Origin of the sequence: Streptomyces sp. NL15-2K, from assembly GCF_030551255.1 — a bacterium.
Lineage (GTDB): Bacteria > Actinomycetota > Actinomycetes > Streptomycetales > Streptomycetaceae > Streptomyces.
In genome coordinates, this window is sequence record NZ_CP130630.1 from 7948784 (window position 1) to 7962605 (window position 13822).

General features: G+C 69.5%; 12 protein-coding genes. 9 read left to right on the forward strand and 3 right to left on the reverse strand.

The genetic code is table 11. The annotated features are described in order from the left end of the window. Positions 1–36 precede the first annotated feature (36 nt). From Q4V64_RS36005 to Q4V64_RS36045, 9 genes are all read left to right on the forward strand, one after another. On the forward strand, positions 37–579 hold the full coding sequence (locus Q4V64_RS36005) for a F0F1 ATP synthase subunit B (protein ID WP_124436722.1): 543 nt from the start codon (positions 37–39) through the stop codon (positions 577–579). After that, a complete protein-coding gene (locus Q4V64_RS36010; RefSeq protein WP_124436721.1) occupies positions 576–1397 on the forward strand; it encodes a F0F1 ATP synthase subunit delta in 822 nt (273 codons plus the stop codon). Before Q4V64_RS36005 ends, Q4V64_RS36010 begins: the two co-directional genes overlap by 4 nt. Before the next feature lie 130 nt (positions 1398–1527). Beyond that, entirely contained in the window at positions 1528–3120 is a 1593-nt protein-coding gene (gene atpA / locus Q4V64_RS36015; protein ID WP_124436720.1) for a F0F1 ATP synthase subunit alpha, read from the forward strand. A 21-nt stretch (positions 3121–3141) separates the two neighbouring features. Further along, positions 3142–4059: a F0F1 ATP synthase subunit gamma gene (locus Q4V64_RS36020; RefSeq protein WP_124436719.1), complete on the forward strand. Its 918-nt coding sequence runs from the start codon at positions 3142–3144 to the stop codon at positions 4057–4059. Then, on the forward strand, positions 4060–5496 hold the full coding sequence (gene atpD / locus Q4V64_RS36025) for a F0F1 ATP synthase subunit beta (RefSeq protein ID WP_124436718.1): 1437 nt from the start codon (positions 4060–4062) through the stop codon (positions 5494–5496). Positions 5497–5606: 110 nt separating this feature from the next. Beyond that, complete coding sequence (locus Q4V64_RS36030; protein WP_124436717.1) at positions 5607–5981, forward strand: F0F1 ATP synthase subunit epsilon; 375 nt, start codon at positions 5607–5609, stop codon at positions 5979–5981. Between the two features lie 129 nt (positions 5982–6110). Next, the gene (locus Q4V64_RS36035) at positions 6111–6557 is read left to right on the forward strand and encodes a DUF2550 domain-containing protein (RefSeq protein ID WP_124436716.1); all 447 of its coding nucleotides are present in this window, start codon (positions 6111–6113) and stop codon (positions 6555–6557) included. Positions 6558–7625: 1068 nt separating this feature from the next. After that, a complete protein-coding gene (locus tag Q4V64_RS36040) occupies positions 7626–8372 on the forward strand; it encodes an IPT/TIG domain-containing protein (protein WP_124436715.1) in 747 nt (248 codons plus the stop codon). A 150-nt stretch (positions 8373–8522) separates the two neighbouring features. Continuing rightward, positions 8523–9785, forward strand: a complete 1263-nt coding sequence (locus tag Q4V64_RS36045) for an IPT/TIG domain-containing protein (RefSeq protein WP_124436714.1) — start codon at positions 8523–8525, stop codon at positions 9783–9785. Between the two features lie 192 nt (positions 9786–9977). Here the strand turns inward: Q4V64_RS36045 and Q4V64_RS36050 are convergent, their stop codons facing one another. From Q4V64_RS36050 to Q4V64_RS36060, 3 genes are all read right to left on the reverse strand, one after another. Further along, complete coding sequence (locus Q4V64_RS36050; protein ID WP_124436713.1) at positions 9978–11834, reverse strand: glycoside hydrolase family 18 chitinase; 1857 nt, start codon at positions 11832–11834, stop codon at positions 9978–9980. Positions 11835–11938: 104 nt separating this feature from the next. Continuing rightward, the gene (locus Q4V64_RS36055; protein ID WP_124436712.1) at positions 11939–12580 is read right to left on the reverse strand and encodes a response regulator transcription factor; all 642 of its coding nucleotides are present in this window, start codon (positions 12578–12580) and stop codon (positions 11939–11941) included. After that, positions 12577–13764, reverse strand: coding sequence for a histidine kinase (locus tag Q4V64_RS36060; protein WP_253266620.1), 1188 nt, complete (start codon positions 13762–13764; stop codon positions 12577–12579). The genes Q4V64_RS36055 and Q4V64_RS36060 overlap by 4 nt, the downstream gene beginning before the upstream one ends. Positions 13765–13822 lie beyond the last annotated feature (58 nt).

A 13822-nucleotide genomic window follows, 5' to 3' on the forward strand; every position in this document is an offset into this window, starting at 1 on the left:
GACACCAGTCCAGCCGACTAGACGAAAGGCACTCACATGAGCCCGATGCTCATCGCGGCGAGCGAGGGGGAGAACCCCCTCATCCCGCCGATCCCCGAGCTCGTCATTGGCCTGATCGCCTTCGTCATCGTCTTCGGCTTCCTCGCCAAGAAGCTCCTCCCGAACATCAACAAGGTTCTGGAAGAGCGACGCGAGGCCATCGAGGGCGGTATCGAAAAGGCCGAGGCCGCCCAGACCGAGGCCCAGAGCGTGCTCGAGCAGTACAAGGCTCAGCTCGCCGAGGCCCGTCACGAGGCCGCGCGTCTGCGCCAGGAGGCGCAGGAGCAGGGTGCCGCGCTCATCGCCGAGATGCGCGCGGAGGGCCAGCGGCAGCGTGAGGAGATCATCGCCGCCGGTCACTCCCAGATCGAGGCCGACCGCAAGGCCGCCTCGTCCGCGCTGCGTCAGGACGTCGGCAAGCTCGCCACCGAACTGGCCGGCAAGCTCGTCGGTGAGTCCCTCGAGGAGCACGCCCGGCAGAGTCGTGTGATCGACCGCTTCCTCGACGAGCTCGAGGAGAAGGCCGAGGCGACTCGATGACAGCGCACGGAGCGAGCCGCGAGGCAACCGCAGCCGCACGTGAGCGTCTCGACGCGCTGACGGACAACACGTCCGTCGACGCGGCCCAGCTCTCCGACGAGCTGGCCGCCGTCACCGCGCTGCTCGACCGCGAGGTGTCGCTGCGTCGGGTCCTCACCGACCCGGCGCAGACCGCGGAGTCCAAGGCCGAGCTGGCCCAGCGTCTGCTCGGCTCCCAGGTCAGCGGCCCCGCCGCCGACCTGGTGGCCGGCATGGTGCGCTCCCGCTGGTCGCAGTCGCGTGACCTGGTGGACGCGCTGGAGGAGCTGGCGAGCCTCGCCGACCTCACCGCCGCCCAGCGGGCCGGCACGCTCGACAGCGTCGAGGACGAACTGTTCCGCTTCGGCCGGATCGTCTCTTCGAGCACTGAGCTGCGTGCCGCGCTGACCAACCGCAAGGCGGGTATCTCGGCCAAGAGCGAGCTGCTGCGCAGTCTGCTCGGCGGCCGGGCCGCCCCGACGACAGAGCGTCTGGTGACGCGCCTTGTCGCCGCGCCGCGGGGACGTAGCCTGGAAGCGGGACTGGAGTCCCTGTCCAAGCTCGCCGCCGAGCGCCGGGACCGCATGGTGGCCGTCGTGACCTCGGCGGTTCCGCTGAGCGACCCGCAGAAGCAGCGCCTGGGTGCCGCCCTCGCGAAGCTCTACGGCCGCACCATGCACCTCAACCTGGACGTGGACTCCGAGGTCCTCGGCGGGATCCGGGTGCAGGTCGGTGACGAGGTCATCAACGGCTCGATCGCGGACCGCATCGAGGACGCCGGCCGCCGCATGGCGGGCTAGCAGCAACTTCATAAGCAGTACGCAGTACGTGTACCTACGGCCCGGTTGGGCCGTGCAGAGGATTCCTGGGGGTCGCCCCCAGACCCCCAAAGTGAAACTTCGGGCCCAACAAGGAGAGCAGGGAACCCAGATGGCGGAGCTCACGATCCGGCCGGAGGAGATCCGGGACGCGCTGGAGACGTTTGTCCAGTCGTACAAGCCGGACGCGGCCTCGCGCGAGGAGGTCGGTACGGTCACCCTTGCCGGCGACGGCATCGCGAAGGTCGAGGGTCTTCCCTCGGCCATGGCCAACGAACTGCTGAAGTTCGAGGACGGCACCCTCGGCCTCGCGCTCAACCTGGAAGAGCGCGAGATCGGCGCCATCGTCCTCGGCGAGTTCAGCGGCATCGAGGAGGGCCAGCCGGTCTCCCGTACCGGCGAGGTCCTGTCCGTGGCCGTCGGCGAGGGCTACCTCGGCCGCGTCGTCGACCCGCTCGGCGCCCCGATCGACGGCCTCGGCGAGATCGAGACGTCCGGCCGCCGCGCCCTCGAGCTGCAGGCTCCGGGCGTCATGGTCCGTAAGTCGGTGCACGAGCCGATGGAGACCGGCTACAAGGCCGTCGACACGATGACCCCGATCGGCCGCGGTCAGCGTCAGCTGATCATCGGCGACCGTCAGACCGGCAAGACCGCGCTGGCCGTCGACACGATCATCAACCAGCGTGACAACTGGCGCACCGGCGACCCGAACAAGCAGGTCCGCTGCATCTACGTCGCCATCGGCCAGAAGGGCTCCACCATCGCGTCCGTGCGCGGTGCCCTGGAGGAGGCCGGCGCCCTGGAGTACACGACCATCGTCGCCGCCCCGGCGTCCGACCCGGCCGGCTTCAAGTACCTGGCGCCGTACACCGGTTCGGCCATCGGCCAGCACTGGATGTACGAGGGCAAGCACGTCCTCATCGTCTTCGACGACCTCTCGAAGCAGGCCGACGCCTACCGCGCCGTGTCCCTGCTGCTGCGCCGCCCGCCGGGCCGCGAGGCCTACCCGGGCGACGTCTTCTACCTGCACTCCCGGCTGCTGGAGCGCTGCGCCAAGCTCTCCGACGACATGGGCGCCGGTTCGATGACCGGTCTGCCGATCGTCGAGACCAAGGCCAACGACGTCTCGGCGTTCATCCCGACCAACGTCATCTCCATCACCGACGGCCAGTGCTTCCTGGAGTCCGACCTGTTCAACGCCGGTCAGCGTCCGGCCCTGAACGTCGGTATCTCGGTCTCCCGAGTCGGTGGCTCCGCCCAGCACCGGGCGATCCGCCAGGTCTCCGGCCGTCTGCGCGTGGACCTCGCCCAGTTCCGTGAGCTGGAGGCGTTCGCCGCCTTCGGTTCCGACCTGGACGCCGCGTCGAAGGCCCAGCTGGAGCGCGGTCAGCGCATGGTCGAGCTGCTGAAGCAGCCGCAGTACCAGCCGATGTCCACCGAGGACCAGGTCGTCTCCATCTGGGCCGGCACCACCGGCAAGATGGACGAGGTGCCGGTGAACGATATTCGGCGGTTCGAGAAGGAGCTCCTTGAGTACCTGCACCGCAAGGAGCAGGGCCTGCTCACCTCCATCCGGGAGGGCGGCAAGATGTCCGACGACACGCTGCAGGCCATGGCCGACGCGGTCGCGGAGTTCAAGAAGCAGTTCGAGACCTCGGACGGCAAGCTGCTCGGCGAGGAATCGGCCGTCAGCGTCTCCAAGTGACGTAAGGAAGGGACCTGACTCATGGGAGCCCAGCTCCGGGTCTACAAGCGTCGCATCCGATCCGTCACCGCGACCAAGAAGATCACCAAGGCGATGGAGATGATCGCCGCCTCGCGCGTCGTCAAGGCGCAGCGCAAGGTGGCGGCGTCCACGCCGTACGCGCGGGAACTGACCCGCGCGGTCACGGCGGTCGGTACCGGCTCGAACACCAGGCACCCGCTGACCACCCAGGCGGACACGGTCACCCGGTCCGCGGTGCTGCTCCTGACGAGCGACCGTGGTCTCGCCGGTGCCTTCAACTCCAACGCCATCAAGGCGGCGGAGCAGCTGACCGAGCGCCTGGAGCGCGAGGGCAAGCAGGTCGACAGCTACATCGTCGGCCGGCGCGGTGTCGCCCACTACAACTTCCGTGAGCGCAAGATCGCGGAGTCGTGGACCGGGTTCACGGACCAGCCGTCGTACGCGGACGCCAAGAAGGTCGCGGCCCCGCTCATCGAGGCCATCGAGACGGACACGGCGGACGGCGGCGTGGACGAGCTCCACATCGTCTACACCGAGTTCGTGTCGATGATGACGCAGACGGCGCAGGACGCGCGCCTGCTGCCGCTCAGCCTCGACGAGGTCGCCCAGGAGGCGGCGCCGAAGGGCGAGATCCTCCCGCTGTACGACTTCGAGCCCTCGGCGGAGGACGTCCTGGACGCCCTGCTGCCGCGGTACGTGGAAAGCCGTATCTACAACGCGCTGCTTCAGTCGGCCGCTTCGAAGCACGCCGCCACGCGGCGCGCGATGAAGTCGGCCACCGACAACGCCGGCGACCTCATCGAGAACCTCACCCGGCTTGCCAACCAGGCCCGCCAGGCCGAAATCACCCAGGAAATCAGCGAGATCGTCGGAGGCGCAGGCGCCCTCGCCGACGCGACCGCGGGGAGTGACTACTAAATGACCACCACTGTTGAGACCGCGACGGCTACGGGCCGCGTCGCCCGGGTCATCGGCCCGGTCGTCGACGTGGAGTTCCCCGTCGACGCGATGCCGGAGATCTACAACGCCCTCCACGTCGAGGTCTCCGACCCGGCCAAGGCTGGCGAGAAGAAGACGCTGACCCTCGAGGTCGCCCAGCACCTGGGTGACGGCCTGGTCCGCGCCATCTCCATGCAGCCCACCGACGGCCTGGTCCGTCAGGCCCCGGTGACCGACACCGGCTCGGGCATCACCGTCCCGGTCGGCGACTTCACCAAGGGCAAGGTGTTCAACACCCTCGGTGAGGTGCTGAACACCGACGAGACCTACGACGGCGAGCGCTGGTCCATCCACCGCAAGGCTCCCGCCTTCGACCAGCTCGAGTCCAAGACCGAGATGTTCGAGACCGGCCTGAAGGTCGTCGACCTGCTGACCCCGTACGTCAAGGGCGGCAAGATCGGTCTGTTCGGTGGTGCCGGTGTCGGCAAGACCGTGCTGATCCAGGAAATGATCATGCGTGTCGCCAACCTCCACGAGGGCGTCTCCGTCTTCGCGGGCGTCGGCGAGCGCACCCGTGAGGGCAACGACCTCATCGCGGAGATGGAAGAGTCCGGCGTTCTGGACAAGACCGCCCTGGTCTTCGGTCAGATGGACGAGCCCCCGGGCACCCGTCTGCGCGTCGCCCTGGCCGGTCTGACCATGGCGGAGTACTTCCGCGATGTGCAGAAGCAGGACGTGCTGTTCTTCATCGACAACATCTTCCGCTTCACCCAGGCCGGTTCCGAGGTGTCCACCCTGCTCGGCCGTATGCCGTCCGCGGTGGGTTACCAGCCGAACCTGGCGGACGAGATGGGTCAGCTCCAGGAGCGGATCACCTCGACGCGTGGTCACTCGATCACCTCGATGCAGGCGATCTACGTCCCCGCGGACGACCTGACCGACCCGGCCCCGGCCACCACCTTCGCCCACCTCGACGCGACGACGGTGCTCTCCCGTCCGATCTCCGAGAAGGGCATCTACCCGGCCGTGGACCCGCTGGACTCCACGTCCCGCATCCTGGACCCGCGCTACATCGCGCAGGACCACTACGAGTGCGCCATGCGCGTCAAGGGGATCCTGCAGAAGTACAAGGACCTCCAGGACATCATCGCGATCCTCGGTATCGACGAGCTCAGCGAGGAGGACAAGCTGGTCGTCCAGCGTGCCCGCCGCGTGGAGCGCTTCCTGTCCCAGAACACCCACGCCGCCAAGCAGTTCACCGGTGTGGACGGCTCCGACGTGCCGCTGGAGGAGTCGATCGCCGCGTTCAACGCGATCTGCGACGGCGAGTACGACCACTTCCCGGAGCAGGCGTTCTTCATGTGCGGTGGTCTCGAGGACCTGAAGAAGAACGCGAAGGAGCTGGGCGTCTCCTGAGCCACGTGCTCTGACGAGGGGGCGGGGCCCGTCCCGCCCCCTCACCCACGCCTACTAGACTTGTAACCAACACCCGGCAGACCCGCCGGGTGGTGACCCGAGGAGCCACCTTGGCTGCTGAGCTGCACGTCGCGCTGGTCGCGGCCGACCGAGAGGTCTGGTCCGGCGAGGCCTCCCTGGTCGTCGCGCGCACCACGTCCGGCGACATCGGCGTCATGCCCGGTCACCAGCCGCTGCTCGGTGTGCTGGAATCGGGCCCGGTGACCATCCGTACGAGTGATGGTGGGACGGTCGTCGCCGCGGTGCACGGCGGTTTCATCTCGTTCGCGGACAACAAGCTGTCGCTGCTGGCGGAGATCGCCGAGCTGTCGGACGAGATCGATGTCCAGCGCGCGGAGCGGGAGCTCGAGCGCGCGAAGGCGGAGGGCGACGCCTCCGCCGAGCGTCGCGCGGACGTACGCCTGCGAGCGGCGGCGGCGCGCTGAACCAGCGCGTCACGCGATGACGTCACTCAGCCGCGGCTGGAACCGGAGCTCTCCGGTACCGGTCGCGGCTGAGGCAGATGTGGGTGTTTTTTCCATTCCGTTACCGAGGAGACGAGGAGGTCGGTGTCGATGGTCCTCGCTCTGACTGTGTGCGGATTGGTCGTAGTCCTGGTGGCGCTGGGACTGTTCGTCTTCGGCCTGCGTCGCAGGCTCATCCAGCGCTCCGGTGGCACGTTCGACTCCAGCCTGCGCTGGGACGTGCCGGAGAAACCCGACACCAGTGGCAAGGGCTGGAGCTACGGCGTCTCCCGCTACAACGGCGACCGCATCGAGTGGTACCGCATCTTCTCCTACGCCCCTCGCCCGCGCCGCGTCCTGGAGCGTGCGTCGATCGAGGTGGCCGGCCGTCGCGTCCCCGAGGGCGAGGAGGAGCTGGCCCTGCTGTCCGACCACGTGATCCTCGTCTGTCTGCACCGGGGCACGCGCCTGGAACTCGCGATGAGCGAAGACGCGCTGACCGGTTTCCTCGCGTGGCTCGAAGCGGCCCCTCCTGGACAGCGCGTGAACGTCGCCTGACAGCAGGGCGCCGACTTCGGGTGGCGCCGCGCCACCGCCCTACGGTCGGTCTCCGGCCGTGCGGCCTCAAGGCCGGGACGGCGGGTCCCGGGCGGAGGAGGAGCGTGGTCCCGACGCGTTGCAGTTTGCTTCCGTGAGAGTCGCTTGGTATGCGGGGATGTGAGGCGGGGGCGAGCTGTCGTGATCCCGGCCGCCGAGTCAGCCGGTGCCGCGAACGGCACCGGCTGACCGGGATCCACATTCTTCACCAGGGTGCCCATCGCGGCATGCCGGCATGATCACCTGGGCTCCTGCAGAGAGCCGTCGGTAGTCCGACTACCGCATCCCCGGTGAGATGGGGCGGCCCACCAGCTGGATCCGTTCCAGTAATCCACGCTCGCCCCGGTAGTCGCTTGGGTTCTCGCATATGTCACTCGAATGGTCCAGGGTCCTGATCGCGTTCCAGGGCTGAGGTACCCCGGTTCACGAGGGCCGTGGTGACGCGGCCGCCGACGGACGACCTACTCGCCGCGACGCTGGGCCACATCGCTGTACTCCCTCACGCGTTGGCCATAGCCGCACTGTTGAGCGCATCCGTGTCCGGTATCGCCACACCAGCCACTGCCACGTCCCTGCCCGTGCGTCAGGCGCAGAAGAGTGGATGAGAGTCGATGAGAGCGGATGAGGAGGACAGGCAAGGACAAGGGTTACTCCGTTCGAGTGAATGTAGTGTTCTTGTCTTGTCACTCGATTGGATGCGTGGGTCACTGAGAGTGTGAACCGGCGGGCTGCCCATCCCCGAGCCGGGGGAACGTTCTGACAGGCAGCGTTTGCCGGTTTTTCCTTGCCCAGGGGAGATGGCGGAGGCTGCTGCGCGCCCGGCTGGGTGTGCGGGAGCGCCTGTGTCGGTTCGTTCACCCGGGCGCGGCTGCACGGCTGATCGGTGCTCGCCGCACCTTGGAACGGGTCCGGACAGAGGCTGACGTGCGCGCCGTCGGCGGCGGTCCCACTCCTGTGACGTGGCAGTCGATGACTGGCCATTCATGCCGGTTCCTCGCATGTCCCCATCAACCAGCGAGGAGTGTCCTCATGCCCATCTCTCCGAATCAGGGTTCCACCGGTGGCGGGACCCTGGTGACCATCACCGGCACCAACCTGTCCAACACGACCGCAGTGAACTTCGGCAGCAAGCCTGCCACGAGCGTCACCAACGTCTCCCCGACGCAGGTCACCGCCGTCTCCCCCTCGGGGACCGGCACGGTTGGGGTCACGGTGACCACCCCGGGCGGTACCAGCAACCCGGTGCCGTTCTTCTACGTCGGCGCTCCGTTCAAGTCGTCGCTGGGCGCTACCTCCGGGCCGCTGGCCGGCGGCAACACGATCACCATCAACGGCACCGGGCTGTCGACGGCCAGCAGTGTGTCGTTCGGCGGGGTCACCGCCACCCCGACCGTGAGCAGTGACAGCTCGCTCAGCGTCACGGTGCCCGCGGGCGCTGCGGCGGGGCCCGTGTCGGTGAGCGTGACCACGGCGGGCGGCACCAACAACGGCCTCAGCTACACCTACGTCGACATCCCCGTGGTCGGGACCATCGCCCCGACCGAGGGCTCGACCTCCGGTGGGACGGCGGTGACCATCACCGGAACCAACCTGGACAGCACGGACTCGGTCACCTTCGACGGTACTGCGGCGCCGTTCGCGGTGGTCAACGCGACCACGCTGTCCGTGGTCACTCCGCCCGGGACCGCGGGACCGGCCGACGTGGTCGTGACCAACCCCGCCGGGTCCGACACAGAGCTCGGCGGCTTCACCTACGTCGCGGGCCCCGGTATCTGACCGGTCCCATCGCCTCCGTGACAAGGAGGCGTTGAACCCCCGTCCGGGCGGGCTTCCCCCCCGCCGCCCGGACGGGCTCGACCTCGCCGCCACGCCATGGCGTGGCGGCTCGTCAGATGGATTCCCAGTCCTGCGTGGAGGAGCACAGTCATGCCTGCCCCTGTGGTGTCTTCGGTCAGTCCCAACCAGGGACCGACCTCGGGTGGTACCACCGTCACCGTGACCGGAACCGACTTCACGGGAGTGACCAACGTCCGTTTCGGAGTCAAGACGGCCCCAACGTACGTCGTCGACAGCCCCACCACTATCAGGGCGGTGACTCCCACAGGCACCGGCACCGTGAACGTCACCGTCAGCACGACCCAGGGCACGAGCAGCCAGTCGGTTCCGTTCACCTATGTCGCGGCTCCCTCCCTCTCGGCCCTGTCGCCGAATCAGGGCCCGCAGACCGGGGCGACGGTGACGGTGACGGGCACCAACCTCTCGGGTGCGACGGCGGTGCGGTTCGGCGGGGTGGCGGCGTCGTTCACTGTCGACAGCAGTACGCGGATCACTGCGGTGGCTCCCGCCCGTGCGCCCGGTGCCGTGGGGGTCACGGTGACCACCCCCGGTGGCACCAGCAACGCCCTCACCTTCACCTACGCCGCAGTTCCCTCCGTCACCGGGCTGTCGCCGAATCAGGGCCCGCAGACCGGGGGGACGACGGTGACGGTGACGGGCACCAGCCTCTCGGGTGCGACGGCGGTGCGGTTCGGCGGGGTGGCGGCGTCGTTCACTGTCGACAGCAGTACGCGGATCACCGCGGTGGCCCCCGCCCAGGCGGCCGGTGCCGTGGGGGTCACGGTGACCACCCCCGGCGGCACCAGCAACGCCGCCGATCCCAACGCGTTCTTCTACTACGTCGCGCCGCCCTCTTTGACCGGCCTCGCCCCTCTCTCAGGACCCAAGGCGGGCGGCACCACGGTCACGCTCACCGGCAACGACCTCCTCGGTGCGACGGCGGTGCGGTTCGGCGGGGTGGCGGCGTCGTTCACTGTCGACAGCAGTACGCGGATCACCGCGGTGGCCCCCGCCCAGGCGACCGGTGCCGTGGCGGTCACGGTGACCACCCCCGGCGGCACCAGCAACCCCGTCGAATACGTCTATCTCAACGACCCGCTGCTGGCCTCCCTGGCACCTGACCAGGGGTCGGTCCACGGTGGCACGGTCGTCACGCTGACCGGCAGCGATCTCGCGGCCACCACCGGTGTCACGTTCGGCGCCGTGCCCGCGACGTTCACCGTGGCTTCCCCGACGCAGATCACCACCGTCGCCCCGCCAGGCCTCGCGGGGCCGGTTTCCGTCACGGTCACCACACCCGCCGGTACCAGCAACGGATTGACGTACACGCGGATCGCCGCGCCCGAGATCTGACGCGCGGTGAGGTGGGGATGACGTCCTTTCCCGACCGACGGCGTGCGGTGGCCGAGCGACGACCGCACATGACCGGCTGTCGCGGGGGCTGGGTGAGCGGTGACGGTGAAGCCGGAGAGGCAGGGACATGACCTGCCTCTCCGGGGCGTCGGGCGCCGGCCCACCGCGAGCTGCCCGGTGCCGGGGCGGGCGTCAGCTCAGCCCGCGGCTCACCGCTGCGGCGAGCTCGCCGTTCGGGGTGTCTCCGCTGAACTCCCAGAAGAACGCGCCGCCCAGGCCCTGGTTCCTGGCCCAGGTCATCTTCCCGGCGATCGTCGAGGGAGTGTCGTACGACCACCAGTTGCTGCCGCAGTGCGCGTACGCCGTGCCCGCGACGGTGCCGGTGGCGGGGCAGGAACTCTTCAGCACCTTGTAGTCCTCGATGCCCGCCTCGTACGTGCCGGGTGCCGCGCCGGTCGCCGTGCCGCCGGGGGCGGACTGGGTGACGCCGGTCCAGCCGCGGCCGTAGAAGCCGATGCCGAGCAGGAGCTTGGCGGACGGGACGCCCTTCGCCTTCAGCTTGGCGATCGCGTCGGCGGAGTTGAAGCCCGCGGCCGGGATGCCGGGGTACGAGGTGAGCGGTGAGTGCGGGGCGGTCGGCCCGGTGCCCGCCCAGGCGCCGAAGTAGTCGTACGTCATCACGTTGTACCAGTCGGCGTAGGCCGAGGCGCCGCCGTAGTCGGCCGCGTCGATCTTGCCGCCGGAGGAGCCGTCGGCGGTGATGGCGGCGGTGACCAGGTAGTTCGAGCCGAACTCCGAACGCAGCGCCCGCATCAGGTTCCTGAAGGCGGCGGGGCCGGAGGTGTCGCAGGTCAGGCCGCAGGCGTTCGGGTACTCCCAGTCGATGTCGATGCCGTCGAAGACGTCGGCCCAGCGCGGGTCCTCGACGACGGCCTTGCAGGAGGCGGCGAAGGCGGCCGGGTTGGCGGCGGCCTGCCCGAAGCCACCGGAGTAGGTCCAGCCGCCGAAGGAGTACAGCACCTTGATGTGCGGGTACTTGGCCTTCAGCTGGCGGAGCTGGTTGAAGTTGCCGCGCAGCGGCTGGTCCCAGGTGTCGGCGGTGCCGCTGACGGACTGGTCGGCGGTGTAGGCCTTGTCGTAGGCGGCGTAGGTGTCGTCGACGACGCACTTGCCGTCCTTGACGTTGCCGAACGCGTAGTTGATGTGGGTGATCTTCTGCGCGGAGCCGGAGGTCACCAGGTTCTTGACGTGGTAGTTGCGGCCGTAGACGCCCCACTCGGTGAAGTAGCCGAGCTTGACCTTGGAGCCGGAGGGCGGAGGTTCCGTGGTCCCCCCGGTGGTGCGCACCTTGACCGCGCCGCTGACCGGGCCGGTCTGGTCGGCGGTGTCGCGGGCCTGGACGGTGTAGGAGTAGTCGGTGCCGGCGGTCAGGCCGGTGTCGGTGTACGAGGTCGTGGTCACGGTCGCCACCTTGGCGCCGTCGCGCAGGACGTCGTAGTTCTTGACGCCCTTGTCGTCGGTGGCCGCGCTCCAGGTCAGCTTCGCCGTGGTGTTGGTGACGGCGGAGGCGGTCGGGGTGCCGGGCGCGGAGGGGGCCGCGTCGCCGGGGACCGTGCCGCCGCCGTCGCAGCTGCCGCCGTTGAGCTCGCAGTGGGAGGGCGAGCCGGATCCGGTGCCGTTGAAGCCGAAGGAGACGGAGGCGCCGGGGGCGAGGGTGCCGTTCCAGGACTTGTTCTTGGCGGTCCAGTGGGTGCCGGAGGCGGTGACGTCGGCGTCCCAGGCGGAGGTGACGGACGTGCCGGAGGGGAAGTCCCACTCGACGGTCCAGGAAGTGATGGCCGTGGTGCCGGTGTTCTTCACCGTCCACTTGCCTTCGAAGCCGGAGCCCCAGTCCTGGGTCTTGGCGTAGGTGGCGGTCGCCGACGGGGCGGCGGAGGCGGGGCTCGCGAGCCCGACCAGGGCGGCGAACGGCAGCAGCAGGGTGGTGAGCCCTGCCACGGCTCTGTGTCCCGGTCGGTGCCTGAGTCCGAGTCTGTGTCCGAGGCGCATCCGCGTCTCCTAGGGGGAGTTTGGTGAGGTGCGCAGGACAATAGAAAGGTCTGGACCATAGGTCAATAGGTCCAGACCAATAGACAGTCCGAGGTAGTCAGTTGTTACAGGCCCAACTCCTGGGCCAGGACCGCCGCCTGAACGCGGCTGCGCAGTTCGAGCTTCCCCAGGAGGCGGCTGACGTGGGTCTTCACGGTGGCCTCCGCCATGGCGAGACGTATCCCGATGTCCGCGTTGGACAGGCCCTCCCCGAGGCAGGACAGCACCTCCCGTTCCCGCCGGGTCAGCGCGTCGAGGACGGAGGGGTCGGCCGACGGCCCGCGTACGGGCTTCGCGGCGAACTCGGCGATCAGACGGCGGGTGACCGCCGGCGCGATCAGACCTTCGCCGCGCGCCACGGTACGGACCGCGTCGAGAAGCCCGCGCGCCTCGGTGTTCTTGAGCAGGAAGCCGGACGCGCCCGCGCGCAGCGCGCCGAAGACGTACTCGTCGAGGTCGAACGTGGTCAGGACGAGCACGTCGGCGAGGTTCTCGGCGACGACCTGGCGGGTCGCGGAGACGCCGTCGAGGCGGGGCATCTGGATGTCCATCAGGACGATGTCGGGCCGCAGCTCCCGGGCCAGCGCCACCGCCTGTTCGCCGTCCGACGCCTCGCCGACCACCTCGATGTCGGGTGCGCTGCGCAGGATGAGGACGAGTCCGGCACGGACGGCGGACTGGTCCTCGGCGACGAGGACGCGGATCATGCGGGGCCTCCTGGGGTGGTGTCGGTGACGGGGAGGGTCGCTCGTACGGCCCAGATCTTGCCGTCGGCGGAGTCTTCGGGGCCGGCCTCGAAGCCGCCGCCCAGCAGTGCGGCCCGTTCCCGCATCCCCACCAGTCCGGCGCCCGAACCGGGGGCGCGCGGCCCGTCCCGGTCGCCGTACGGGCTGGTCACGGCGACGGTGAGGGAGCCGTCACGCTGGGCGAGCGCGACGGTGACGCGGCCGGGACCGGCGTGCTTGAGCGCGTTGGTGAGGGACTCCTGGACGATGCGGTAGGCGGCGAGCTCGACCGGGGCCGGCAGGGCGCCGTGGTCGGCGTCGAGGGTGACGTCGAGTCCGTTGGTGCGGGCGCCGTCGACGAGCGCGGGGAGTCCTTCGAGCGTCGGTGTCGCGGCCGGCTCCCTGTCTCCGTCGCGCAGGATCCCGATCAGCCGCCGCATCTCGGCGAGGCCCTCCACGCTGTTCTCGCGGATGACGGCGAGCGCCTCCCGGGAGGTCTCCGGGTCGTCCAGGGAGAGCGCGGCGGTGGAGTGGATGGCGATGGCGGAGAGATGGTTGGCGACCATGTCGTGCAATTCCCGTGCCATACGGGCGCGTTCCGTGGTCACCGCCTGGGTGCGGTCCATTTCGGCGAGCAGCGTGGTCTGTTCGGCGCGCAGCCGGGCGGCCTCGGCGGCGTCGCGGTGGTTGCGGACGATCCAGCCGGTGGCGGCCGGCATGAGCGCGACCAGGCCGATGACCACGCCGATCAGCAGGGCCTCCGGCTTCTGCAAGACGGCCACGGGCACCACCGTGCCGGCCACGGTCAGCAGACCGGTGATCCAGGGGACGCGGCGGGCGGTGGCGGGCGGTCCGTACACCACGGCCGCGTACACGAGGTCGGTGAACATCACGACGGTGACCAGGTTGCCCTGGGTCATGGTGTCCACGGTCAGCGCGGCCCATCCCACCAGCAGGGCGGTGCGGGGCAGGGTGCGGCGCATCGCCTCGCAGCCGGCGGTCACGGCGAGCGGCAGCAGGATCGGCCAACGGCCGTCGAAGAGCACGATCGGATCGTCACCCGCACGCGTGCCCAGGCCGACGCCCCACAGCAGCAGCCCGCCCAGCAGTCCGGCGAGCGCGGCGCACAGGTCGAAGCGGTGCGGTCGGGGGAGTCGTACGGCCATGTGTCCATCCAACAGGGCGAGCACGCCGAACGCCTGATTCCCGGGAACGGTCCCGCAC